Origin of the sequence: Streptomyces sp. NBC_00390 (genome assembly GCF_036057275.1) — a bacterium.
In the GTDB taxonomy this organism is placed as follows: Bacteria; Actinomycetota; Actinomycetes; order Streptomycetales; family Streptomycetaceae; genus Streptomyces.
The window spans coordinates 3,186,631-3,208,518 of the sequence record NZ_CP107945.1 but is presented as its reverse complement, the minus strand read 5'-3'; the positions used below and the strand labels follow the sequence as shown (position 1 = coordinate 3,208,518).

General features: G+C 70.0%; 25 protein-coding genes and 1 pseudogene. 10 read left to right on the top strand and 16 right to left on the bottom strand.

Features of this window, described 5'->3' with window-relative positions; all coding sequences use genetic code 11:
• The first annotated feature begins 36 nt into the window (after positions 1 to 36).
• Entirely contained in the window at positions 37 to 387 is a 351-nt protein-coding gene (locus OHS70_RS13545) for a DUF1330 domain-containing protein (RefSeq protein ID WP_328397132.1), read from the top strand.
• Positions 388 to 421: 34 nt separating this feature from the next.
• Here the strand turns inward: OHS70_RS13545 and OHS70_RS13540 are convergent, their stop codons facing one another.
• From OHS70_RS13540 to OHS70_RS13530, 3 genes are all read right to left on the bottom strand, one after another.
• A complete protein-coding gene (locus OHS70_RS13540) occupies positions 422 to 802 on the bottom strand; it encodes a VOC family protein (RefSeq protein ID WP_328397130.1) in 381 nt (126 codons plus the stop codon).
• A 69-nt stretch (positions 803 to 871) separates the two neighbouring features.
• Entirely contained in the window at positions 872 to 2,449 is a 1,578-nt protein-coding gene (locus OHS70_RS13535) for a hypothetical protein (RefSeq protein WP_328405602.1), read from the bottom strand.
• An 85-nt stretch (positions 2,450 to 2,534) separates the two neighbouring features.
• Positions 2,535 to 2,888 carry a hypothetical protein gene (locus OHS70_RS13530; protein WP_328397128.1) on the bottom strand — a complete coding sequence of 118 codons (354 nt, stop codon included), beginning with the start codon at positions 2,886 to 2,888 and terminating at the stop codon, positions 2,535 to 2,537.
• Positions 2,889 to 3,177: 289 nt separating this feature from the next.
• On the opposite strand from OHS70_RS13530, the gene OHS70_RS13525 reads away from it, so the two are divergent.
• Positions 3,178 to 3,573, top strand: coding sequence for a VOC family protein (locus tag OHS70_RS13525; RefSeq protein ID WP_328397126.1), 396 nt, complete (start codon positions 3,178 to 3,180; stop codon positions 3,571 to 3,573).
• A 93-nt stretch (positions 3,574 to 3,666) separates the two neighbouring features.
• Here the strand turns inward: OHS70_RS13525 and OHS70_RS13520 are convergent, their stop codons facing one another.
• From OHS70_RS13520 to OHS70_RS13510, 3 genes are all read right to left on the bottom strand, one after another.
• The gene (locus OHS70_RS13520) at positions 3,667 to 4,269 is read right to left on the bottom strand and encodes a GOLPH3/VPS74 family protein (protein WP_328397124.1); all 603 of its coding nucleotides are present in this window, start codon (positions 4,267 to 4,269) and stop codon (positions 3,667 to 3,669) included.
• A 131-nt stretch (positions 4,270 to 4,400) separates the two neighbouring features.
• Positions 4,401 to 5,102: a peptide-methionine (S)-S-oxide reductase MsrA gene (msrA, locus tag OHS70_RS13515; protein WP_328397122.1), complete on the bottom strand. Its 702-nt coding sequence runs from the start codon at positions 5,100 to 5,102 to the stop codon at positions 4,401 to 4,403.
• A gap of 105 nt (positions 5,103 to 5,207) precedes the next feature.
• On the bottom strand, positions 5,208 to 6,311 hold the full coding sequence (locus tag OHS70_RS13510) for a hypothetical protein (protein ID WP_328397120.1): 1,104 nt from the start codon (positions 6,309 to 6,311) through the stop codon (positions 5,208 to 5,210).
• A 135-nt stretch (positions 6,312 to 6,446) separates the two neighbouring features.
• Between OHS70_RS13510 and OHS70_RS13505 the strand changes: the two genes are divergently transcribed.
• Complete coding sequence (locus OHS70_RS13505) at positions 6,447 to 7,601, top strand: cystathionine gamma-synthase (protein ID WP_328397118.1); 1,155 nt, start codon at positions 6,447 to 6,449, stop codon at positions 7,599 to 7,601.
• 72 nt (positions 7,602 to 7,673) lie between these two features.
• Here the strand turns inward: OHS70_RS13505 and OHS70_RS13500 are convergent, their stop codons facing one another.
• From OHS70_RS13500 to OHS70_RS13485, 4 genes are all read right to left on the bottom strand, one after another.
• Entirely contained in the window at positions 7,674 to 7,865 is a 192-nt protein-coding gene (locus OHS70_RS13500) for a DUF1059 domain-containing protein (protein WP_328397116.1), read from the bottom strand.
• A gap of 113 nt (positions 7,866 to 7,978) precedes the next feature.
• A complete protein-coding gene (locus OHS70_RS13495; RefSeq protein WP_328397114.1) occupies positions 7,979 to 8,230 on the bottom strand; it encodes a hypothetical protein in 252 nt (83 codons plus the stop codon).
• A complete protein-coding gene (locus OHS70_RS13490; RefSeq protein ID WP_328397112.1) occupies positions 8,227 to 8,691 on the bottom strand; it encodes a sigma factor-like helix-turn-helix DNA-binding protein in 465 nt (154 codons plus the stop codon). The genes OHS70_RS13495 and OHS70_RS13490 overlap by 4 nt, the downstream gene beginning before the upstream one ends.
• A 32-nt stretch (positions 8,692 to 8,723) precedes the next feature.
• Complete coding sequence (locus tag OHS70_RS13485) at positions 8,724 to 9,236, bottom strand: MarR family winged helix-turn-helix transcriptional regulator (RefSeq protein WP_328397110.1); 513 nt, start codon at positions 9,234 to 9,236, stop codon at positions 8,724 to 8,726.
• 145 nt (positions 9,237 to 9,381) lie between these two features.
• Between OHS70_RS13485 and ilvA the strand changes: the two genes are divergently transcribed.
• The 3 genes from ilvA (at position 9,382) to OHS70_RS13470 (ending at position 12,693) form a co-directional block, all read left to right on the top strand.
• Complete coding sequence (gene ilvA, locus OHS70_RS13480; RefSeq protein WP_328397108.1) at positions 9,382 to 10,611, top strand: threonine ammonia-lyase; 1,230 nt, start codon at positions 9,382 to 9,384, stop codon at positions 10,609 to 10,611.
• 202 nt (positions 10,612 to 10,813) lie between these two features.
• The gene (locus OHS70_RS13475; protein ID WP_328397105.1) at positions 10,814 to 11,839 is read left to right on the top strand and encodes an ATP-binding cassette domain-containing protein; all 1,026 of its coding nucleotides are present in this window, start codon (positions 10,814 to 10,816) and stop codon (positions 11,837 to 11,839) included.
• Positions 11,836 to 12,693: an ABC transporter permease gene (locus OHS70_RS13470; protein WP_328397103.1), complete on the top strand. Its 858-nt coding sequence runs from the start codon at positions 11,836 to 11,838 to the stop codon at positions 12,691 to 12,693. Before OHS70_RS13475 ends, OHS70_RS13470 begins: the two co-directional genes overlap by 4 nt.
• A gap of 75 nt (positions 12,694 to 12,768) precedes the next feature.
• Here the strand turns inward: OHS70_RS13470 and greA are convergent, their stop codons facing one another.
• Positions 12,769 to 13,266: a transcription elongation factor GreA gene (gene greA / locus OHS70_RS13465; RefSeq protein WP_328397101.1), complete on the bottom strand. Its 498-nt coding sequence runs from the start codon at positions 13,264 to 13,266 to the stop codon at positions 12,769 to 12,771.
• A gap of 178 nt (positions 13,267 to 13,444) precedes the next feature.
• Positions 13,445 to 13,849 carry a DUF4307 domain-containing protein gene (locus OHS70_RS13460; protein ID WP_328397099.1) on the bottom strand — a complete coding sequence of 135 codons (405 nt, stop codon included), beginning with the start codon at positions 13,847 to 13,849 and terminating at the stop codon, positions 13,445 to 13,447.
• Between the two features lie 95 nt (positions 13,850 to 13,944).
• Here OHS70_RS13460 and mca point away from each other — a divergent pair, with 95 nt between their 5' ends.
• A complete protein-coding gene (gene mca, locus OHS70_RS13455) occupies positions 13,945 to 14,826 on the top strand; it encodes a mycothiol conjugate amidase Mca (protein ID WP_328397097.1) in 882 nt (293 codons plus the stop codon).
• Positions 14,819 to 15,064, top strand: coding sequence for a hypothetical protein (locus tag OHS70_RS13450; RefSeq protein WP_328397095.1), 246 nt, complete (start codon positions 14,819 to 14,821; stop codon positions 15,062 to 15,064). Before mca ends, OHS70_RS13450 begins: the two co-directional genes overlap by 8 nt.
• A gap of 224 nt (positions 15,065 to 15,288) precedes the next feature.
• Here OHS70_RS13450 and OHS70_RS13445 read toward each other — a convergent pair whose 3' ends face one another.
• Entirely contained in the window at positions 15,289 to 18,495 is a 3,207-nt protein-coding gene (locus OHS70_RS13445; RefSeq protein WP_328397093.1) for a tetratricopeptide repeat protein, read from the bottom strand.
• A 158-nt stretch (positions 18,496 to 18,653) separates the two neighbouring features.
• Here OHS70_RS13445 and OHS70_RS13440 point away from each other — a divergent pair.
• Positions 18,654 to 18,811, top strand: a pseudogene (locus OHS70_RS13440) (DUF255 domain-containing protein); the annotation flags it as partial.
• A 535-nt stretch (positions 18,812 to 19,346) separates the two neighbouring features.
• Positions 19,347 to 19,568, top strand: a complete 222-nt coding sequence (locus OHS70_RS13435; protein ID WP_328397091.1) for a hypothetical protein — start codon at positions 19,347 to 19,349, stop codon at positions 19,566 to 19,568.
• Between the two features lie 153 nt (positions 19,569 to 19,721).
• On the opposite strand, the gene OHS70_RS13430 is transcribed toward OHS70_RS13435, so the two are convergent.
• Genes OHS70_RS13430 through OHS70_RS13420 form a run of 3 tightly spaced genes read right to left on the bottom strand, consistent with a single transcriptional unit; the run spans position 19,722 to position 21,843 of the window.
• Positions 19,722 to 20,858, bottom strand: a complete 1,137-nt coding sequence (locus OHS70_RS13430; RefSeq protein WP_328397089.1) for an HTTM domain-containing protein — start codon at positions 20,856 to 20,858, stop codon at positions 19,722 to 19,724.
• Positions 20,855 to 21,505 carry a DUF5819 family protein gene (locus tag OHS70_RS13425; RefSeq protein ID WP_328397087.1) on the bottom strand — a complete coding sequence of 217 codons (651 nt, stop codon included), beginning with the start codon at positions 21,503 to 21,505 and terminating at the stop codon, positions 20,855 to 20,857. Before OHS70_RS13425 ends, OHS70_RS13430 begins: the two co-directional genes overlap by 4 nt.
• Positions 21,502 to 21,843, bottom strand: coding sequence for a hypothetical protein (locus OHS70_RS13420; RefSeq protein WP_328397085.1), 342 nt, complete (start codon positions 21,841 to 21,843; stop codon positions 21,502 to 21,504). The genes OHS70_RS13425 and OHS70_RS13420 overlap by 4 nt, the downstream gene beginning before the upstream one ends.
• Positions 21,844 to 21,888: the final 45 nt, after the last annotated feature.

Below are 21,888 nucleotides of genomic sequence, written 5' to 3'. Positions count from 1 at the left end.
CGCGAGGAGATCCGAACGCACCCCGGGAGGGACACCATGAGCGCGTACGCCGTCGGCCACCTGCACCCCGCCGCCCACCTGGACGACGAGGTCTTCGACTACATGGAACGCATTCAGTCCACGCTCGACCCCTTCGGCGGCCGTTTCCTCGTCCACGGCGCATCCGTCGAGATCCGTGAGGGAGTCTGGCCGGGCGCGCTCGTCATCATCGGCTTCCCCGGCCCGGGGGAGGCCCGTGACTGGTACGAGTCGGACGCCTACCAGGAGCTGATCCCTCTGCGCACCCGTCACATGGCAGGGGACGTCGTCCTCGTCGACGGCGTCGCCCCCGGCTACGACGCCGCCCGCACCGCCGCCCTGCTGCGCGAGGCACAGTCGGTGGCATGACACCCGTCCGGCGACGGTCCGTCGAGCCCGGCGCCTACTCGGGCACGTGGCAGACCGCCTCCACGTTGTTGCCGTCCGGGTCCCTGACGAACGCTCCGTAGTACGCGGGGTGGTACACCGGCCACACCCGTGGCTCGTGCAGCACCTCCGCCCCCGCCTCGACGGCCGCCGCGTGGAAGGCCCGCACCCCCGCGCGGTCGGCCGAGGCAAAGGCGATGTGCAGTTCGTGCGCAGCTTCCACCTCATCGCTCGTCGCGGGCCCGATCCAGAACGTCGGATGCGTGGTGCCGTACCCGATCACCCCGCCGTCGTTGCGCTCGATCATCCGCTTGCCGCCGAGCGTGGCCAGCACGCGGTCGTAGAAGGCGGCACTGACCGCCGGATCCCTCACCTGCACCGAGATGTGATCAATCATGACCCGAGCGTGACACACGTCACTGACAACGCCCCCACCGCAGCACACCCGCCTCGGCCTCAGCTCGCCTCAGCCACAGTCGTCACCGGCCGAAAGCCCCCACCGGTACGCCGAGTCGAGCCGGTACTCGCCCGCCTTCGGCACCGTCAGCCGTGTCCACTCGCCCTCCTGGCGCAGGCACCCGCCCTCGGCCCGCAGCCAGGGGGAGTACGCCACCTTCACCGTCACCGAGCCTGCCTCCGGGACGCGTACGACCAGCTCGGCGTCGGTGCCGCGGACCACCGCCGCGGGGGGCGACACGAGCGGGGCCGCGTCACGGACGCGGTACACCGTCCAGTCGTCGTCGCGCCACACCCGCTCCAGCCACTCCGGCTCGCTCCGTACGATCGCCGCCTCGGCCTCGGCCGGCCCGTCCGGTCGGCCGTGGTGCAGCACCACCAGGCCCACCGCCCAGCGGTCCAGCCACCCGCGGTACGTCGCGGCGTCCAGCGAACCGTCGTAGAAGAGCCGCCCGCGCTCCACGTCCAGCTGGCGGTTCCAGCCACGGGCCATGTTGACGTACGGCGCGAGCACGGTCGCCTCACGGTGGTTGCGGGCCGGGACGACCTCGACACGCGTACGGTCGGCCCCCAGCCGCTCCAGCTCCCGCACGACACCGTCGGTGTGCGCCGCCCACGCCGGCACGTCGTTCGAGACGGCCAGATCGTCCTCCGTCTTGTCCACCAGCCAGTACGAGTTCACCGCCAGGGCGCAGGCGAGCACCGCACGCCGGAGCCGGGCGAGCCCGCAGGCGAGCACCGCGGCCAGCAGTACCGGCGGGCCCACCAGGCCCGCGAGCCGTTCGACGTTCGTGCCGATCGGGGACGCGATCAGATACGTCAGGACGACACCGGCCCCGTACACCGCGGCCCCGTACCGCACCACGCGCCATGCCGGCGGCGCCGCGATCACCAGCGCGGCCGACACCAGCAACGGCAGCCACAGCTTGCCGCCGGCCATCGGCTGCTCGCCACGGAACGGGAACAGCACCGTCACCGCCCCGACCACGACGACCGGCGGCACCACCAGCGCCGCAGCCCTGCGCCACTGCCTGTCCAGGCCGTACGCCGCACCCGCCACCAGCAGGAACAGTCCGGCGACGGGACTCGCCAGAGCCGCGAGCGCGGCGCAGAGCGCCGCGACGGCGGTCCTGCCCACGTACCGCACCGCGAGCAGCCCGATCGCAACGCCCAGCGCGAAGGTGGTGCGCCCGGAGGCGACGTTGCACCACAGCGCGAGCGCCCCCGCCAGGGCCGGCCACAGCGGCCGGCGGTCACACCGCACGAACAGGCAGGCCAGCACCCACGTCCCGGCGAGCCCCGCGGCCACCGACACCGCGCGCACACCGAAGAGGGCCATCAAGGGCGGTGTCAGCACGCTGTAGTTGGCGATGTGCATCCCGCCGTACCAGGACAGGTTGTACGCCGAGCCCGGATGCCGCTCCATGAATCCGGCCCACGCCAGCTGGGCCGCCAGATCGCCGCCGCCGGTCGCGAGGACCGCGGCCCACAGCACGTACAGCGGCACGACGACACCGGTCACGACGAGCGGGACGCGCCACCGAGGTGATGCGTCCCGCTCGTCGTCGTCCGTGCGTACGGTGCCGATGTACTCGCTGATCCCCACGGCGCACACCCTAGTGGGCCGGACTCGGCGCACCGCGTGGGCCGTTGACCGGACCCGTGAACCGCCGTCAGGGCAGGACGGACAGCTCACCGAAGCCCGGCGAGAACGTCAGAAGCAGGCTCGGAACACACAGGGCGAGCGCACTGACCGCCCAGTACGGCCGCGCCGGTACCCGCGTCAGCCGCAGGACGGCGTAGTTGGTCCCGGCGAAGACGACCACCAGCGGAACGGACACGAGCAGCCAGGACAGAGCCGCCTCCATCGGCCCGGCGACCTCCGGCGACCTCTCGAACCGGCCGACGAGCACCTGCCACAGCACCATCAGAGGAAGGTTCAGCGCGAACCCGACGGTGAGATTGAGCGCCAGCGACACGGGCCAGGCACTGCACCTCGGCGGACGGCACGACCGGATCGCGCTCACGGCATCTCCTGCCCGGAACCGTCGGCGACGGGAAGCCGGCCACCGCTCGGGCCGGGCCGTGACCGAATCACCGGAGACCGATGGATCTCCTGGGGCGAAACATATCCGTCCTGGCCGGAGCCGTCCCGACCGGGTGAGCCACCCCCATGACGGCGTGACCGGACTGCGGCGCGATCGGTCTGCAAGCGCGGCCGGACGCCGGTCACCGGGCGTTCGGGCACGAGACATCCGTGCTCCGGGGGACCTACCGTGGAACGACAGGCGCCGCCGATTCGAGGAGGTCCGCACGATGTCCGTCGAGCTGAACCACACGATCGTCGCAGCGCACGACAAGCGGGCGTCGGCCCGGTTCCTCGCCGACGTGCTGGGGCTGGAGACGGGCCGGCCGTTCGGCCCGTTCCTGCCGGTCGAGACGCACAACGGCGTCACCCTCGACTACGTCGAGGCCGACGAGGCCGACATCCCGCCCCAGCACTACGCGTTCCTGGTCTCCGAGACCGATTTCGACGCGATATTCGCCCGCATCAAGGCAGCGGGCCTCACGTACTGGGCGGACCCCTCCCACAGCCGCCCCGGCGAGATCAACCACAACGACGGCGGGCGCGGCACCTACTTCGACGACCCGAACGGCCACAACATGGAGATCCTGACGAGGCCGTACGGAAGCGGCGATCCCACGCCGTAGGCGACCGGCTCCGAGGCGCGCTCCGTGACACCACCTCCGGCGCCCTTGCGGAGCATCAAGCCCCGCCCGTAGCCCTGTTCCCCGCCGGTCTCGTCACTCGCCTCGCCAGATGTTGTCGAAGGCCGACCCCTCGATGTTTCGCCGTTGCCGTACCGCTTCCAGTTCCATCACAGCGTCGTTGACGGCAGCCAGCACGGTCACAGTGGTGTCGTCGGAGAGACGCAGGGAGTCCTCGGCCTGCTCCTGGACTCCCGTGGCTGCCGCGAGAGCGGCGAGGACGGGCTCGCCCGACGTCCAGCGGTCGGCTGCGTGGCGACGATCCGGTGAGTCGGCCAGTGCCGTTCGGTCGGTCCGGACGGGAATCCAGCGGTGGCGCTGCCGAGTGACCTGTCCTTCCGTCTCCAGGGCGGCGAGATAGGCCGAGGACAGGCCCCGGCCCCGGCGCCACAGCCACTCCTCGACGGACTCGTACGGCGCCTGCCGGATGAGCGACGACGCTGCATCGTGCAACAGACGGTCACCTACTGCCGACGGCGGGCCCGGCACGATGCGGTCGCCGTCCAGTGTGAGCTCCTGGGCGTCGATGAGGTCGACCAGCTCGGCTCCCGCGAGGGCGAGCGACAGGTCGCCCTGCTCGACGGGACGGCCGGACGCGGCGTCCAGGGTGACGATGAACAGGTCACGCGCTGTGGTCATGGCGGGCTCCATGTCGAGGGCATGGGTGGCGATACGTGGCCAGGAGGCCGGCGCCGGACACAGTGTCCACGTGTCCGGCGCTTCCTTGACGACCGGGGCCGGTCCTGCCGGGGCTGACGGCCTCTTCGGGATCAGTCCTCCGCAGGCGCGATCCCCGTCGGGCACGAGGCACCCCAGTTGGTCTCGAACGGGGTGCTCAGTGTGACCCCCGTCCCGCCGATGCCGCAGTAACCCGCCGGGTTCTTGTCGAGGTACTGCTGGTGATACGCCTCGGCCGGATAGAACGGGCGGCCCTCCGCAGGCAGCAGCTCCGTCGTGATCGTGCCGAACCCGGAGCCCGTCAGGACCTTCTGGTACGCCTCCCTCGACGCCGCCGCGGCCGCCGCCTGCGACGGTGAGTGGGTGTAGATCGCCGAGCGGTACTGCGTGCCGACGTCGTTGCCCTGGCGGAAGCCCTGCGTGGGGTTGTGGGACTCCCAGAACAGCTTGAGCAGGGTCCCGTACGACACCTTCCGCGGATCGAATACGACCCGGACCGCCTCCGTGTGGCCCGTCAGGCCCGAGCAGGTCTCTTCGTACGTGGGGTTCGGGGTGTGGCCGCCCTGGTAGCCGACCAGGGTGGTCCAGACACCGGGCGTCTGCCAGAACTTGCGCTCCGCGCCCCAGAAGCAGCCGAGGCCGAAGTCCGCGATCTCCAGGCCTTCGGGGTACGGCCCGAGCAGCGGGTTGCCGAGGACCGTGTGGCGGGAGGGGACGTCGAAGGCCGGTGTTTCGCGGCCGCGCAGGGCCTCGTCGGGGGTGGGCAGCACAGGGACGCGATGGTTCAGGAACATGCGGGCTCTCCTCGGCGAGTGGGTCCGTACGGGGTGAACGTACGGACCCGCCCCGACATTCCGTGAGGCGTCGCGGCAGTACCGTGACCCGGGCGGGGACCGCCCTCAGTGCGGCAGCGTCGCCGGACTGCCGCCGTTCGCCTCGTACCCCGCCACCGCCAGGTTCCGGTGGATCGTGTACGCCGCCGCCGGGTCGTCGCTGTGCGTCCACGGCAGTGCGCCGACATGGCCGTCGACGTGCACCACCTGGTTCATCGCCTCGGCCCAGCACTCGGAGCGGACCAGGAACAGGATCAGCAGATGGCGTACGTGCGCCAGCATCGGGTCGTCGGGGCGGGCCGAGTGCACGGCGAACAGCGAGCCCTCCACCGCCTTGGTGACCACCGCGCTCTGGTAGAAGCTCCTGACCAGGTTGACTTCGGGCAGGTGCTCGTACACCGCGAAGAGGGGCAGCGCGGCGAGCACTGAGCCGTGCGGCGCCCGCGCCGCGGCGGTCGTGGCGAAGTGGTCCGCCTCCTCGCGGGAGCCGTGCCACTTCTCGCACAGGTAGTGCAGAGCTGCCAGGTGCGCGCCCATGTGCTCCGGGGCGCGGTCGATCACCTTCGCCCACAGCTGGTCGAACTGCTCGTGGGGGTAGCCCAGTCCACGGGCGACGGCCAGCTCCACGATGTACGGGACGGGGTCGCCGGGTGCGAGCAGAGCGGCCTCGGCGCAGACGCTGCGAGCCTCTTCGAGAATGATCCGGAAGTCGTCCGTGCCGGCGGCCGACGAGCGCCAGGCCTGCTGCACGAGGAACTCCGCGTGCACCTGTGCTCCGCCCGCGTCCTTCGGGGATTCGGAGCGCCAGGCGCGCAGCCATGCCCCGCCGGTGCCGGGCTGCTGCTGCAGCTCCAGCGACGCGGCCCCGGCGAAGGCCTGGACGCGCTGCCAGCGCGTCTCGCCCTCCTTCGGGGTGCCGGCGAGCAACTGCGACGCGGCCCGCCACTCCTGGGTGCGCTGGACGACGTCGAGTACGTCGAGGAGGTCCTGGTCCGGGCCGGGCAGCCGGACGTCCAGCTCTTCCTCGCGGACGAAACCGTACGTGTCCGGGTCGGCGGCGTCGGGCGAGCCGGGCACGGCGAGGCGGATGCCGCCGCGGCGGCGCAGCATGAACGGGCCGAGGACCGCCACCAGCATGCACATCGCGAGCAGGAACCAGAGAATCTCCATGACCCCATTGTCCCGGACGCCGATCGGGACGGGCCACGCGCGTCCCCCGCACACTTCCGGTCCGCTGCTCCGGTGCCCTGTATTGGCCACTCCCCGTACCGCGGGCGGGATCGCGCGGGACTACGCTCGGACCTCATGAGCGATCCGCACAGCTTTCAGAGCTTCGAGACCCGCGCCATCCATGCGGGCAACACAGCCGATCCGCTGACCGGCGCGGTCGTACCGCCCATCTACCAGGTGTCCACCTACAAGCAGGACGGTGTGGGCGGACTGCGCGGGGGCTACGAGTACAGCCGCAGCGCCAACCCGACGCGTACGGCACTGGAGGAGAACCTCGCCGCCATCGAGGGGGGCCGGCGCGGCCTCGCCTTCGCCTCGGGCCTCGCCGCCGAGGACTGCCTGCTGCGTACGCTGCTGGTGCCCGGTGACCATGTGGTGATCCCGAACGACGCCTACGGCGGAACGTTCCGGCTCTTCGCCAAGGTCGTCTCGCGCTGGGGCGTCGAGTGGTCGGTGGCCGACACCTCCGACCCGGCGGCGGTGCGCGCCGCGGTCACCGACCGCACGAAGGTGATCTGGGTCGAGACGCCGTCCAACCCGCTGCTCGGTATCACCGACATCGCGGCGGTCGCGGACGTGGCCCGTACGGCGGGCGCGAAGCTGGTCGTCGACAACACCTTCGCCAGCCCCTATCTCCAGCAGCCGATCGCCCTCGGCGCGGATGTCGTGGTGCACTCGCTCACCAAGTACATGGGCGGGCACTCGGACGTGGTCGGCGGTGCGCTGATCGCCAACGACGACGCGCTGGGCGAGGAGTTGGCGTACCACCAGAACGCGATGGGCGCCGTCGCCGGGCCGTTCGACGCCTGGCTGGTGCTGCGCGGCATCAAGACGCTGCCCGTCCGGATGGACCGGCACAGCCAGAACGCGACACGGGTCGCCGAGATGCTCACCGAGCATCCGAAGGTCACCAAGGTGCTGTACCCGGGGCTGCCCGAGCACCCGGGTCACGAGGTCGCCGCGAAGCAGATGAAGGCGTTCGGCGGCATGGTCTCGTTCCAGGTGGAAGGCGGCGAGGCGGCGGCGGTCGAGGTCTGCAACCGCACCGGGCTGTTCACGCTGGGCGAGTCGCTGGGTGGTGTGGAGTCGCTGATCGAGCACCCGGGCCGGATGACGCACGCGTCCGTGGTGGGCTCGGCGCTGGAGGTGCCGGGCGATCTGGTCCGGCTCTCGGTCGGTATCGAGGCGGTCGACGACCTGCTGGCGGACCTCAAGCAGGCGCTGGGCTAGCAGGTCACGAACAGGTCCGTGGGGGGCACCGGTCGGCAGGTGACCCCCACGGACCCGGGCATGCCCTCCGGCTCAGGCATCCACCTTCTCGTCCTCGAGGGACTCGCGGACCATCTGCCGAAGCTCCGGTCCGTCGGTGTGGCCGTGGACGGAGATCGCGTGCTCGGCGGCCGCCCGTGCCACTTCCTCTTCCTCACCGCTGATGGTGAGAGTGCAGCCCGAGACACTCGGGTGATTGCGGCAGTCGGCGACTTTCCTGGTCATGGGTACCTCCTGGGGTCGGGAAGTATGCCGCTCACAACCAGGATAAGTCCGGACAAAGGAGGTGACGCGCCCGCTCGGGCGGCCACTGCCGGCCCTCCGGGGGCGTCCGCCCGCTACCAGCCTTCCAGGGGAGGCGTCGTCTTCGACGGCGGGACGACCCAGGGCTCGACCACCGATGCCCACGCCAGGAACGCGATCACGGCCAGGATCAGTAGCAGCCAGCCCGCCCGGCGCAGTGCGCGATGACGGCGCAGCAGCCGGTTGCCCCGCTCGGTGGCGCGCTGCAGCAGATCGGGCGGGACCGCGGTGTGCCGCACGTCCAGCATCCGCCGGATCTCGTCCTCCCTGCGGTCCGAACTGCTCATGACGCCGCCTCCACGCGCGGCAGCGGCGGCGCGCTGCGCATGATCCCGATCGCACGGGCGCAGATCGCCCGGACCCGCTCCACCGGCAGCCCTATCAGCGCGGCCGTCTGCTCCTCGGCCACCCCTTCGTACAGGCGAAGCACCAGGATGAGACGTTCCTGCGGGGTGAGGCGGCCGAGCACGCCGCCGCGTACCTTGCTCCAGCGCCAGGCGCTGCGGGCGAAGCGGGCGGCGAGCTCCTGGCGGGTGCGGTCGTACGGGTCCTCGCCGCGCAGCCGGTCCCAGTCCGCGTACGTACGGGCCAGCGCGCCGGTCAGCAGGCGCCGTGCGTGCGGGTTGGCGCCCGGCCGCTCGGCCGTCAGAAGTGTCGCGGCGTGCAGAAGCCTGCCGGCCGCGCCCGCGACGAAGGCCTCGAACTCCTGGGCGCGGCGGCGATCCATGGCTGAATGCCGCTCGCTCACATCCTCATATAGGGCCAGAAAGGATGCCCGGGTCAAGAGGTCGGCGTGGTCTCCGTCTCCGTGGCCGGCAGACCGGCCTGGCGGGCGGAGAGCGCCGTGTTGAAACGGGTGAGCAGGGTGCAGAAGGACTCGCGCTCGCTCTCGGTCCAGCCCTCCGTCACCTGAGCCATCAGCTCGCGTCGCGAGGAGCGGACCTCCTCGAGGCGCGCCTGGCCACGCGGGGAGAGCTGGAGCACGACCGCACGGCCGTCCTCCGGGTGCGAGGTGCGTTTGACCAGGCCGGTGTCGACGAGCGGTGCGACCTGGCGGGTAACGGTCGAGGAGTCGATTCCCATCCCCGCGGCAAGTGCCTTGACGCCCATCGGGCCTTCGTGGTCGAGCCGGTTGAGCAGCAGATACGCGGCTCGGTCCATCGAGTTCCGGACCTGGCCGACGCCGCCGAGTCGCGTCTGTTCGGCTCGGCGGGCGAACACGGCGACCTGGTGCTGGAGGGCATCGAGGAGGCCGGGGCCGAAATCAGTCGTCATGTCCTGAGAAGTGGGCATGGCTACGGGGGCTCTCTCGTGCGGTGGTCGGTTGGTGGGGAAAGAGTACGCGGCCGAAAGGCGCCGCGTACCGGCGCTGCACAAACCCGTGAAGAAGCCGGGATCCGGGCGGGCGGGCCCGCGGTGAGCTGCGAGACTTGGTGTCATGAGCTTCAGTACGCCTGGCTCCTTGCGGTCCGTCATTCTGGACGACGTCCGAGGTGCTCAGAAGATGCTGGCCGGAGTCGCGCGAATGACGGCGATGGAGGGCAGCAGACATCTGTCACAGCTGGTCGGCGCCCCTGTGCACCTCAAATGCGAGAACCTTCAGCGCACGGGTTCGTTCAAGTTGCGCGGTGCGTACGTACGGATCTCGGGGCTGCGGCCGGAGGAGCGGGCGGCGGGTGTCGTCGCCGCGTCCGCCGGGAACCACGCGCAGGGTGTGGCGCTGGCGTCCTCGCTTCTCGGGGTGCGCTCCACCGTCTTCATGCCGGTCGGTGCCCCGCTGCCGAAGGTGGCCGCGACCCGGGAGTACGGCGCCGATGTGCGGCTGCAGGGCCAGGGGATCGAGGAGACGCTGGCTGCGGCCGAGGACTACGCGCACGAGACGGGCGCGGTGTTCATCCATCCCTTCGACCACCCGGACATCGTCGCGGGCCAGGGCACGGTCGGCCTGGAGATCCTGGAGCAGTGCCCGGAGGTGCGGACGATCCTCGTGGGCGTCGGCGGGGGCGGTCTGCTGGCGGGGATCGCCGTCGCGGTGAAGTCGGTGCGTCCCGATGTGAAGGTGATCGGGGTGCAGGCGGAGGGCGCCGCCGCGTATCCGCCGTCGCTGGCGGCCGGGCATCCGGTCTCGATCGACGCGCCGACGACGATGGCGGACGGCATCAAGGTGGGGCGCCCGGGCGATGTGCCGTTCAAAATCATTGGCGATCTTGTCGATGGCGTCCGTACCGTCTCCGAGGACGCGCTCTCCAGCGCACTGCTGCTCTGTCTCGAGCGGGCCAAGCTCGTCGTCGAGCCGGCCGGGGCGAGCACGGTGGCAGCACTGCTGAGCGAGCCGAAGGCGTTCGCGGGTCCGGTGGTGGCCCTGCTGTCCGGTGGCAACGTGGATCCGCTGCTGATGCAGCGCATCCTCCGGCACGGGATGGCGGCCGCCGGGCGCTATCTGTCGTTGCGGCTGCGCCTGACCGACCGGCCAGGAGCTCTGGCCGCTCTGCTGGGTGCGTTGTCAGTGGCTGACGCTAACGTCCTGGACGTGAGCCATGTGCGGACCGATCCGCGACTGGGTCTCACGGAGGCGGAGGTGGAGCTGCAGCTGGAGACGAAGGGCCCTGAGCACTGCGAGGAGGTCGCGGTGGCACTGCGGGCGGCGGGTTACCGGGTCATGGACTGAACCCGCGGGGGACGTGCGCAGCGGACACCGTCATTGCGCGGTGCCGCACACCGGAGAGACGCGACACAGTCTTGTGTATCGCGATGTATCGCGTTACCGTAGGGCCCTGCCCTGCTCCTGTCCTGCGCGGGACACGAGCGGGCAAAGCCATTCCTTCGCCCACGAAGAACCCCCACCCACCCGCCACCCTGGGAGACCCTTTATGCCAGGCGCCATCTACGCCGAAGGCCTGGTGAAGACCTTCGGCGACGTAAGGGCACTGGACGGCGTCGATCTCGACGTCCCCGAAGGCACGGTCCTCGGACTTCTCGGCCCCAACGGCGCCGGCAAGACGACTGCTGTGCGCGTGCTGACCACCCTGCTGAAGCCCGACAGCGGCCGGGCCGTCGTCGCCGGCATCGATGTCCTCAAGCATCCGAACGAGGTGCGCCGGTCCATCGGCCTGTCCGGACAGTTCGCCGCGGTCGACGAGTATCTGACCGGCCGGGAGAACCTCCAGATGGTCGGCCAGCTCTACCAGATGAGCGCACGCGACGCGAAGGCCCGTGCGGGCCTGCTGCTCGAGCGCTTCAACCTCGCCGACGCCGCCGACCGCCCCGCCAAGACGTACTCCGGCGGCATGCGCCGCCGCCTCGACCTCGCGGCCGCCCTGGTCGTCTCGCCGCCCGTGATGTTCATGGACGAGCCGACGACCGGCCTCGACCCCCGCAACCGCCAGCAGTTGTGGGAAGTCATCGAGGAACTGGTCGCCGGGGGTACGACCCTGCTGCTCACCACCCAGTACCTCGAAGAGGCCGACCGGCTCGCCGACGACATCTGCGTCGTCGACCACGGCAAGGTCATCGCCCGCGGCACCGCCGACCAGCTCAAGGCCCAGACGGGCGGCGAGCGCGTCGAGGTCGTCGTCCACCAGCGCGACCAGATCGCGCCCGCCACCGAAGTGCTGCACGGCTTCGGCAAGGGCGAGGTCGCCGTCGAGGACCACACGCGCAAGCTCACCGTCCCGGTCACCGGCGGCGCCAAGCTGCTCGCCGAGGTCATCCGCGAACTCGACACCCGCGGCGTGGAGATCGACGACATCGGACTGCGCCGCCCCACCCTCGACGACGTGTTCATCTCGCTCACCGGCCATGCCGCCGAGGCGCGGGACGAGGACACCGCCGCAGAGCAGGCCGGCGCCACCGGCCCGAAGGACATGAAGAAGTCCAGGAAGGAGACCGCGCAGTGAGCACCACTACGGACGTCGCACAGGTCGCGGCCCCCAAGCCCCGTGGCGGCATCGTCCAGTCGGTCAACGACTCGCTCGTCGTCGCCAAGCGCAATCTGATCCGCATGACCCGGATCCCGGAGATGATCATCTTCGGGATGATCCAGCCCGTCATGTTCGTCGTGCTGTTCAGTTACGTCTTCGGAGGCTCGATCTCCGTCGACGGGAACGTCGACCCCGCCGTCTACCGCGAGTTCCTGATGGCGGGCATCTTCGCGCAGACGGTCACCTTCGCCACGGCAGGCGCGGGTGCGGGTATCGCCGACGACATGCACAAGGGCCTCATCGACCGGTTCCGCTCGCTGCCGATGGCGCGCGGTGCGGTGCTCACCGGCCGTACGCTCGCCGACCTCGTGCAGACCGCGCTCACCCTGGTCGTCCTTGCGGTGGTCGCCCTGATCATCGGCTGGCGCACCCACGAGGGCATGGTCAGTGTGCTCATGGGCTTCACCCTGCTGCTTCTGCTGGGGTACGCGTTCTCCTGGATCGGCGCGCTGATCGGCCTGTCCGTCCGCACTCCGGAGGCTGCCACCTCGGGCGGGCTGATCTGGCTCTTCCCGCTGACGTTCATCTCGAACGCGTTCGTGCCGTCGGACAAGATGCCGACGGTCCTGCGGACCATCGCCGAGTGGAACCCCTTCAGCGCGACCGTGCAGGCCGCCCGCGAGCTGTTCGGCAACCTGCCGCCCGGCTACAAGGCGCCCGACGCCTGGCCGATGCAGCACCCCGTGATCGCGTCCGTCCTCTGGTCGGTCCTGATCATCGTGTTCTTCCGGACGCTCGCGGTGCGCAAGTACCGCTCGGCGACCGCCTGACGGCGACCCGGACACACGGCAGGGGCCGGACCGCTTCGAGCGGTCCGGCCCCTGCCGTATGCGATGGGGGCGCGCTCAGCCCGAGTAGGGCTTCGCGGCGAGGATCTTCACCGAGGCCTTCTTGCCGTTCGGCAGCTCGTATTCCGCGTCGTCGCCGACCTTCTTGCCGTTCACACCCGATCCCAGAGGGGACTGCGGTGAGTACGTCTCGATGTCGGCGCTCGCGTACTCGCGCGACGCCATCAGAAACGTCAGGGTGTCGTCCTCGTCGCCGTCGAAGGCGATCGTCACGACCATGCCGGGCTCGACGATGCCGTCGTCCGCCGGGGCCTCGCCGACCTTGGCGTTGTCCAGGAGCTGGGTCAGCTGGCGCACACGGAGCTCCTGCTTGCCCTGCTCCTCCTTGGCCGCGTGGTACCCGCCGTTCTCCCGCAGGTCTCCCTCCTCGCGCGCTGCCTCGATCTTCTTCGCGATCTCGGTGCGCGCCGGACCAGACAGGTACTCCAGCTCGGCCTTGAGCTGGTTGTACGCCTCCTGGGTGAGCCAGGTGGCGTTGTCGCTGGTCTGGGTCACAGCTGCTCCTCGTAGGTACTGGGAATACAAAGCAACGCCCTACCCAAAAGGATGTGCCTCATTGGGCGGGCGAAACCACGAGCCTAACAATTTCGGGGCGGAAGGGGGAGGACATAAACCATCAGGATTGCGTCCATGCAGGTCAGAGACCTGACTCCTGGGTCAGGAGAGTGAAGCGTCAGCCGGCGGTGCAGGCCACCAGCTCGGCGCTGGTCGCCCGCTGCGTCGTACGGACCTTCACGACCGCGTCGATCCGGGTCTCGCCCCGCTGATCGACGCGTACGTCCAGACGCCCGACCTCGCTGCCGTCCTCGGCGAGAGAGCGGACGGTGCAGGTACCGGTGGCGTCCGCCGCCTTGCGCATCTCCAGGTGCACCTGGACCTCGCGGTCCGTCGAGACATCGAACTTGATCACTTCGGCGCTGATCTTCTGGCCCGCGATGTAGTCGTAGCCGAACCAGCCGACCACCCCGAGCAGCAGGACGCCGAGCACGGCGCCGGCGGCCTTCAGCGTGCGGTCGGCGCGCTCGTCCGCGGAGCGGCCGTAGCGCCCCTGCGGAAGGTCCTCGCGGACAGCCGCCATGATCGTTCCTCCCGGGACGGGGCAGGGAATTTTCCGTCCCCCGATTCGGTCACTATAGAAGCCGTCCACACGCCACTTCGACCGAGGATCGAGTCTTGACCGAGCAGCTGCGACTGATGGCCGTGCACGCCCACCCCGACGACGAGTCGAGCAAGGGTGCGGCGACCATGGCCAAGTATGTGTCCGAGGGGGTGGACGTGCTGGTCGTGACCTGCACGGGAGGCGAGCGCGGCTCCATCCTCAACCCCAAGCTCCAGGGTGACCCCTATATCGAGGAGCACATCCACGAGGTCCGCAAGAAAGAGATGGACGAGGCGCGCGAGATCCTCGGCGTCAAGCAGGAGTGGCTCGGCTTCGTCGACTCCGGCCTGCCGGAGGGCGACCCGCTGCCGCCGCTGCCCGAGGGCTGCTTCGCGCTGGAGGACATCGACAAGGCCGCCGGCGAGCTGGTGCGCAAGATCCGTGCGTTCCGTCCCCAGGTCATCACGACCTACGACGAGAACGGCGGCTACCCGCACCCCGACCACATCATGACCCACAAGATCACGATGGTGGCCTTCGAGGGGGCGGCCGACGCCGAGAAGTTCCCTGAGCCGGAGTTCGGCCCCGCCTACCAGCCGCAGAAGCTCTACTACAACCAGGGCTTCAACCGCCCGCGCACGGTCGCCCTGCACGAGGCACTGCTGGCGCGCGGCATGGAGTCCCCGTACGGCGAGTGGCTGGAGCGCTGGAAGGAGTTCCAGCGCGCCGAGCGGACGCTGACCACGTACGTGCCGTGCGGCGACTTCTTCGAGATCCGCGACAAGGCACTGATCGCGCACGCGACCCAGATCGATCCGGACGGCGGCTGGTTCCGGGTGCCGATGGACATCCAGAAGGAGGTCTGGCCGACGGAGGAGTACGAGCTCGCCACCTCGCTCGTCGATACCTCCCTCCCCGAGGACGACCTCTTCGCGGGCATCCGCGACAATGCCTGACATGAGCGCAAGCGCAAACCTCGCCATGACCCACGCGGCCACCCTCGCCGCGGAGCTGGACAAGAACAAGGTCACCCCGGGCGTCCTGGGCTTCCTCGTCTTCGCGGCACTGGCCGTGGGCGTCTGGCTGCTGATGAAGTCGATGAACCGCCACATGGGCCGTGTCAACTTCGAGGAGGCGCCGCAGGACCCGGCGCCCGTCGGGGACAAGGACACGACGGGCCGGGCCTCGGCCTGACAGTGTGACGCCGGCCCCAGGGCGGCCTTCGCTGCGGCGGGCCATCCTTGGGGCCGCGGCATGCCCGCCAGGTGAGCCGGGCCGTGCCGGGCCGTGTGCCTCTGCGTGAGCCCGCCGCCGGCCGTCCGGTCGACCGAGCGCCGGTCAGGGCCGTCCGTGTCCACTGCGGTATCTGCTCGAACGCCGGAAACAGGGTCGGGGGCGGAGCCCCCGACCCGGCCGGTCTACGCCTTCGCCTCGACCGGTACCCCCATCACCTCGCGAGCGTGCCGGCTCGGGACCAGGCCCAGCTGCCATGCCTGCCAGCCGTCCTCCAGGCGCACACCGCGCTCCAGCACCACCGCCAGGGCCTCCGCGCAGTCCTCGAGCTTGCCGTCCCGCGACGGATGCGCGGACGCCATCAGCTCGGCCAGCTCCTCCTGTGCCACCACCGTGCCGACCTCGGTGCCTCCCGGGGACGCATACGGAAGCAGCGTGCAGCGCAGGAAGCGCGACCAGTCCGCGCCGCGGTGGTCCTCGTACGACACGAACAGCTCCGTCGCCTCGTCGGTGAGCGCCAGCGCCTGCGCCGCCCGGTTGTTGCCGGCATCGATCAGTGCCAGCTCCAGACAGGTCCACGCCTCGCCGTGGGCCACGCCGATCCGGGCGAAGTCCGCACGCGCGTCAACCAGCAACTGGCGCGCGAAACCGGAGTTACGCAGATTGCCCGTCTGCGCGGCGCGCTGGTCGCGGGTGACGCGGCCCGAGTGGTGGCGGGCGCAGGCCAGCCCGTACACGTCCCGCATCCGCGAGAACATCGTCCGCGCCCGCTCCAGCTCGCGCACCGCCTGGTCGCGGTCGCCCAGCTCCTCCAGCGCCTGGCCCAGGTAGTACAGCGACCAGGCCTCGCCCCGCGCGTCCTCGTTCTCCCGGTGCCGCGCCGCCGCCGCCCGCAGCTCCTCGGCCGCGGCCCCGGGATCGCCGTCCACCAGCCGCGCCCGCGCCAGCTGGGTCAGCGCCCACGCCTCGCCCCGGCCGTCATGGGTGCGGCCGTACTGGTCCAGCGCCTCCCGCAGCTCCGACTCGGCACGCGGCACGTCACCCATCCGCAGACACACCTGGCCCAGCTGGAAGTGCGTCCAGGCCTCGCCGTGCAGCGACTCGCCCTCCCGGTGCAGCTCCAGCGCCTTCGCCAGCAGCTCCAGCGCTTCCGCGAGGTTGGCCCGGTCCCGTTCCACCGCGGCGAGCGCATGCAGCGACCAGGCGCGGTCCTCCGCCTGCTCGTCCGAGGACTGCAGCTCGATCGCCTCGTTCAGCTTCGCGGCCGCCTCCCGCAGATTGCCCTGGTGGTGCAGCGTGATCCCCAGCGAACACAGCGCCAGCGCCGCCCCCGCGTCGTGGTGCGCCTCCCGGTACAGGCCCACCACAGACGACAGCGTCGTCCGCGCCTTGTCCAGCTCACCGAGCTGCCGGGCGGCGATACCCGTACGCCAGCGCACCGAACGCTCCAGCAGCCCCTGGTCCACCGCCTGGGTCAACTCGCTGATCTCACCGAGCCGGTACAGGTCCCCGCGCAGCAGGCAGTAGTCGCACAGCGCACCCAGCAGTCCCAGCACCGCCTGCTGGTCCACGCCCTCCGCATGCCGCAGCGCCGACGTGATGAAGCTCGACTCGTCGTCCAGCCAGCGCAGCGCCGCATCGAGCGACGTGAATCCGTGTGCCCCGAACTGGCCCGCCCGCGTCGACATCTTCCCGTCGACCATCCGGATCACCGCGCCGGCCAGGTCCGCGTAGTTCCGGATGAGCCGTTCCTGCGCCGCCGTACGGTCGGCGGTGTCCTCCTCGTCGGCCAGCCGCGCACGGGCGAACGTACGCACCACATCGTGCAGCCGGTAGCGGCTCGCCCGCACATGGTCGATCAGCCCGGCCCGTGCCAGATCCGCCAGCAGCAGCTCGGCCTCCTGCTCCCCGGCGCCCAGCAGCGCCGCGGCGGCGGCCGTACCCAGCGACGCCCGGCCGGCCAGCGCGAGCCGGCGCAGCAGCCGCCGCGCCTGCTCGGACTGGTCGGCGTAGCGCAGCCGCAGCGCCCGCTCCACGGGGTCCACCGGACCGTACGCCCCCAGATCCGCCGCGAGCCGGTCCGCGCTGCGCTCACCGAGCGACGAGCCCGCGATCCGCAGCGCCAGCGGCAGGCCGCCGCACAACTCCCTTACCGCATCGACCGATTGAGCGTCGTACGGCTCGGTCGACGGCTGCTGCGCCGCCTGGCGCAGCAACTCCTCCGCACCCGCCCCGTCCAGTGCCTCGACCGGCAGCTGATGCACCCATGCCGGAAAGTCCTCGTCGAGCTCGATCGCCCGGCGCGCCGTCACCAGCACCAGACTGTCCGAACGCTCCGGCACCAGCATCCGCACCTGCTCCGCGTCGCTCGCGTCGTCGAGCACCACGGTCACCGGCAGACCCGTCAGATGCTGGTGGTACAGCTCGCCGAGCCGCCTTACCTGCTGCTCGGCCGAGGACCGTTCACGGAACAGAAGCTGCTCACGCGGCGCGCCCAGCCGGTTGAGCAGGTGCAGCAGCGCATCGCGCGTAGAGAGCGGCTGATCGCCGTCCCCGCGCAGATCCACCACGCACGCACCCCGGAACTGGTCCTTCAGATGGTGCGCCGCGCGCACAGCCAGCGTGGTCCGCCCCGCCCCCGGCTCGCCGTGCAGCACCACCACCGTCGGCCGGGTCTCGGTCGACGCCCGCGCCGCATGCACCCACTGCGCGATCTGCGCCAGCTGCTCACGGCGGCCCGCGAACGGACCCTCGGGCTCGGGCAGATGGGAGAACGACTGCTCCAGCACCGACCTGCGCCGCGCCGCCGCACTGCGGTCCGCCCCGCGCAGCTGCGGCGTCGCCGAGGCTCTCTTCGCCGGCCGCGCGGAGGCCGTCAGCATCCGCTGCTGGTCCAGGAACGGGCGGATGCCCCGCACCTCCAGCGCGGTCAGCCACTGCAGCCTCAGCTGCTCCGCTCCACCCGGCTGCCCCAGCGCCCCCGCCCTGCGGTGGGCCGCCGGCCAGTGCGAGGCGGTCACCTTGGCGACGGTGGTCACGGCCCCGGCGGCGGCGACGATCGCCCCGGCGCTCAGCGCCGTACCCGTCGCCGTGCCCAGCGCCACATCCGCGCCGATCGCCGCGGCTGCCGCAACGGCGGTCACCAGCAGGGGAGTCGACAGGTTCTGCCGGCTGAACCGCTGTGCCAGAGGCTGCTGCCCCTCCTCTGTCTCCGCCAGCGCCTGCTCGTACGCGGCGTACTCCTCCTGCGCATGCGCCGCCATGGTGTTCAGCGCTGCCTGCCCGCGCGCCAGCAGGATCCCCGGGTCCGACCGCCCACCGGAACGCCGCACCTCCTCCTCGACGGCACGCACCAACAGCCGCTCCGCTTCCGCCCGGTGGCCGTCCCGCATTTACGTCCCCCTCCGCCGGCTCCGGTTCCGTTCGGTACCGGGTTCCGGCCACAAGTGTCCTTCGTCCAGTGCGTCGTGGCGAGGAGAGCCTGCCCTGTGCGACGCGCCGCACACGACCCGGCGGGCGGGGTCTCGGCACGTGCGCAAGGATGGGACTCATGCCGAACCGCCTGGCCCATGAGACGTCCCCCTACCTTCTCCAGCACGCCGACACCCGGTCGACTGGTGGCCCTGGTCGGAAGAGGTCTTCGAGGAGGCCCGCAGGCGCGGGGTGCCGGTGCTGCTCAGCGTCGGCTGTTCCTCTTGTCACTGGTGCCAGTGGCTGAACACAACCAGGTGGCTCTGACGTGGATAAACGGCAATGGGTGTTGCGGCAATCGCACAGAGCGAGCAGGTGGGCGGCGAGTTCGGCGCCTGGGTCGCCGACGAGCTACGGCCGCGACGCGCTGCAACGGCTCGCGCACGCCCGGCTGTGACACGAGGACGTCATGATGACCGTTGCCGAGACGGCCTCCTCCCCGGTGAGGCGGACGACGGCTGAAAGAGCGCCGAGCGGCATCGGTCACCCGGCCGAGGCGGTGGCGCTTCGGCCGGCCGGGGCAGTGTGGTCGGGGACGTCGGCGGTGCACGCCGTACGCCACCGCCCGAACGGGGTGCGGACGCGCTGATTGCAGGCTTCAGCGGTAGTGGGGGCAGTGGTTCGAAGGCCGGTGGTTCGTCGTGCGGGCCCGTAGGACGGCGGTATCTCGGGATGGGCAGGGGGGCGCGATGACCGCGATGTATCCGGAGTATGCACAGCTCGATGAAGCTGCCAAGGCAGTCAAGCTGTTGTTCGACCAGGGCGGCTGTACATGTCGCCGGTGACCGAGGCGCACAGCGAGGCGGATGATTCGATCCGGTTGCAGCTGGCAGGGGAGTCCGGTCTCCACGTCACGCGGGACAAGGACGTACTGCCGGAGATGGACGGTCGCACGCCCGAGCCCGAAATCACCGACGGCATCGGTCATCTCCGCATCACCGAGAACGAACTGATCGCCCGAACTCTCCCGCGGCAACACCGAAACCATGTCTGAACAGCGGAAACTCAATGCTCACATCCGGAAAGACAACGGCTTCTCACTTATGCCCCGGCATTCCGCACTGCGACGGCGATTTGATCGCTGAACCACACGCAGTCTTCGAGCAGCGGGGACCGGCGAGCAGCAGCCCGGACAGGAAGTTGGCAGTCACTCTGTCGACCTCGGCATGCGGAGGACCACCGGTTTTCGGTAATCCCCAGGCTCGGGCGACGGGCAGGGCACCACGGCCGGGCAGTGGCCGTTCTGATCCTCGGTGCGGTCGGAGCCTGGGGTGCCGGAGGGCCCCGGCGGGTCGTCTCCGCCAGAGTCGTTCCCGCCAGGGCCGCTCCCGTTCCGCAGTCGTATCACCCGCTTGGACGCTCGGCGAGCGAGCGTGAGCGTCCGTTCGATGCCCCCGCTGAGAAAGATGAGATCGCAGGCCACCATGGTCAGGGCGAAGCTCGTCAATCCCATGAGCACGGCGATGGACACGTGGAACCCGATCGAGACCAGGGCCGCCCACGGGCGGAGGCGCCGCACGAGGATGCCGAGGGGGAAGTAGACCTGGAAGAGGACAGAGGAGTAGGTGGCAGCGTAGACCAGCAGATCATTGCCGTAGACATGCTCAGAGACGCCAGGCAGGGTGAACTCGGGGAGTCGCAGGATGTAGAAGAGTGCGGTGCCGTCCTGCCATACCTGCCCCTGCACCTTGTACAGCCCACTGACCATGTAGACCAGACAGATCTGCACGCAGATCGCGACGACTCCGAGGTTGTGAAGGGGCGTTGAGACTGCCCGTACCCCGCCGTGCAGGCGTCGCGTCAGACGGCGTGCTATTCCCGTCGAAAATGCCAGCCGATCGTAGCAATGAGTCAGCATAAGCATGGGGATAACGAGGTACGCGAGGTTTTCGCCGCCGTCGAGAAGCACGGTCTGCCGCTGATAGATCGACCAGAGGAACACCCAGTGGACAGCGAGTCCGCACCGTCCGCCGATACCCAGCATGACGGCCATCGCGACGAGTGCCCCAGCATGGAATACGAGGTCGGACCAGAGTGGAGCAGAACTCCAGGAGTAGATGCTGAAGGTGCCGGAGGTGCGGAGCTGGCGGATGAATTCGTCATGGGGCAGAACACCATCGGGGCCGAAAAGATAGCGGCGGTCGGTGTACTGGCTCACGTAGTACATGAAGCAGACGAAACCCAGAAGGGCCCGCGCGGCAGATACGCCCAGCACGCTCACCGGACGACTGGACCAGTCGTCGAGGGTGGAGAAAGGGGAGGAAAGCAGCTTGTCGGCCTTCATCGCAGAACGCTCGCCTCCCGCCAGGGGAAGTCGTAGACCTCTACCTTGCCCTCGTCCGTGGCTCCCTCCGGCGTATTCCTCTTGGACCACGGGGGGAGTTGGTGGATATACATCCGTACCTGGACGGCTTGCACGTCTCCGTCGCACGCCTGCGGCATCTGAGTCAGGGAGTAGCGAGACAGGTAGGTGACCGTCGCGTCCCGGGACCTCTCCTCGTGAGGCATCAGGGGCATCAGGGGCTTCTTGTCGTTCTGGGCATCGCTGCGCAGCCGGTTCAGCAGCTCGTCGCTGTTGTTGAACTCCTGGACAGGGCCGCTGACCAGCCGCGACATGCGGGATGGGAAGAACCTGCTGTCCTGCGCGTCTTTGATGTACGGGGTGGTGACGTCGTAGTACTTGGTCACCGTGTTGTCGGCGCACCTCGCACGGGCCACGATGCCCCGGTCCTCGGTGAGGGGATTCGGGGCAAACAGCATCCAGGTCTGGGCGAAGTACGGTTGCAGATAGTCGTTGACCGTCTCCTGGTAACGGATCTTCGCGGGGCTCAGCGGGGCCTGGGAGAGCGCGGTCATCGTGAAGTGCACGCCGAGAAGGGCGGCGCCTGTGAGCAGCACCGCCCTCCGGACCACGCGATACTGCTCGGTCACTTGTCGAAGACCGTGTCCGCGCTAGAGCCGGCAATCTCGGCCTCCGCCGGCGACGTTCCGACTCCCCTGGACTGGTGCTTGCCAATCCGGGTCGTCATCTTGTGAAAAGAGGTTGCGGCTTTGGCGACCTGTCGGACCCTGTTGACGGCCGTCGCTCCCTTGATCACACTGCCGATGACCTTCGGCTGGGCGTCGGGATTGTGCACAGCTCCGGAGGTAGTCGTTGTCTCGGCCACAGGCTGGGACCTGGCTGCCTGCGCTGAGCCCTGAGTGGATATCACCAGAGCCGCACCCCCGAGGGCCACCCCTATTGCGGTGGCGACTGTCTTCTTCCGCATTTCATTCTCCTCAGGTCTTCCGAACGCGAATTCCCAGGACCAGAT

What these genes read in the sequence shown, in the direction of transcription:
- OHS70_RS13525 (WP_328397126.1), top strand. Translation starts at nt 3,178, where the DNA reads ATGTCCGTCGAGCTGAACCACACGATCGTCGCAGCGCACGACAAGCGG.
- msrA (WP_328397122.1), bottom strand. Translation starts at nt 5,102, where the DNA reads ATGTTCCTGAACCATCGCGTCCCTGTGCTGCCCACCCCCGACGAGGCC.
- OHS70_RS13505 (WP_328397118.1), top strand. Translation starts at nt 6,447, where the DNA reads ATGAGCGATCCGCACAGCTTTCAGAGCTTCGAGACCCGCGCCATCCAT.
- OHS70_RS13495 (WP_328397114.1), bottom strand. Translation starts at nt 8,230, where the DNA reads ATGAGCAGTTCGGACCGCAGGGAGGACGAGATCCGGCGGATGCTGGAC.
- OHS70_RS13435 (WP_328397091.1), top strand. Translation starts at nt 19,347, where the DNA reads ATGTCGCCGGTGACCGAGGCGCACAGCGAGGCGGATGATTCGATCCGG.
- OHS70_RS13545 (WP_328397132.1), top strand. Translation starts at nt 37, where the DNA reads ATGAGCGCGTACGCCGTCGGCCACCTGCACCCCGCCGCCCACCTGGAC.
- OHS70_RS13510 (WP_328397120.1), bottom strand. Translation starts at nt 6,311, where the DNA reads ATGGAGATTCTCTGGTTCCTGCTCGCGATGTGCATGCTGGTGGCGGTC.
- OHS70_RS13540 (WP_328397130.1), bottom strand. Translation starts at nt 802, where the DNA reads ATGATTGATCACATCTCGGTGCAGGTGAGGGATCCGGCGGTCAGTGCC.
- OHS70_RS13420 (WP_328397085.1), bottom strand. Translation starts at nt 21,843, where the DNA reads ATGCGGAAGAAGACAGTCGCCACCGCAATAGGGGTGGCCCTCGGGGGT.
- OHS70_RS13445 (WP_328397093.1), bottom strand. Translation starts at nt 18,495, where the DNA reads ATGCGGGACGGCCACCGGGCGGAAGCGGAGCGGCTGTTGGTGCGTGCC.
- OHS70_RS13450 (WP_328397095.1), top strand. Translation starts at nt 14,819, where the DNA reads ATGCCTGACATGAGCGCAAGCGCAAACCTCGCCATGACCCACGCGGCC.
- OHS70_RS13520 (WP_328397124.1), bottom strand. Translation starts at nt 4,269, where the DNA reads ATGACCACAGCGCGTGACCTGTTCATCGTCACCCTGGACGCCGCGTCC.
- OHS70_RS13485 (WP_328397110.1), bottom strand. Translation starts at nt 9,236, where the DNA reads ATGCCCACTTCTCAGGACATGACGACTGATTTCGGCCCCGGCCTCCTC.
- OHS70_RS13500 (WP_328397116.1), bottom strand. Translation starts at nt 7,865, where the DNA reads ATGACCAGGAAAGTCGCCGACTGCCGCAATCACCCGAGTGTCTCGGGC.
- OHS70_RS13430 (WP_328397089.1), bottom strand. Translation starts at nt 20,858, where the DNA reads ATGAAGGCCGACAAGCTGCTTTCCTCCCCTTTCTCCACCCTCGACGAC.
- OHS70_RS13475 (WP_328397105.1), top strand. Translation starts at nt 10,814, where the DNA reads ATGCCAGGCGCCATCTACGCCGAAGGCCTGGTGAAGACCTTCGGCGAC.
- ilvA (WP_328397108.1), top strand. Translation starts at nt 9,382, where the DNA reads ATGAGCTTCAGTACGCCTGGCTCCTTGCGGTCCGTCATTCTGGACGAC.
- OHS70_RS13460 (WP_328397099.1), bottom strand. Translation starts at nt 13,849, where the DNA reads ATGGCGGCTGTCCGCGAGGACCTTCCGCAGGGGCGCTACGGCCGCTCC.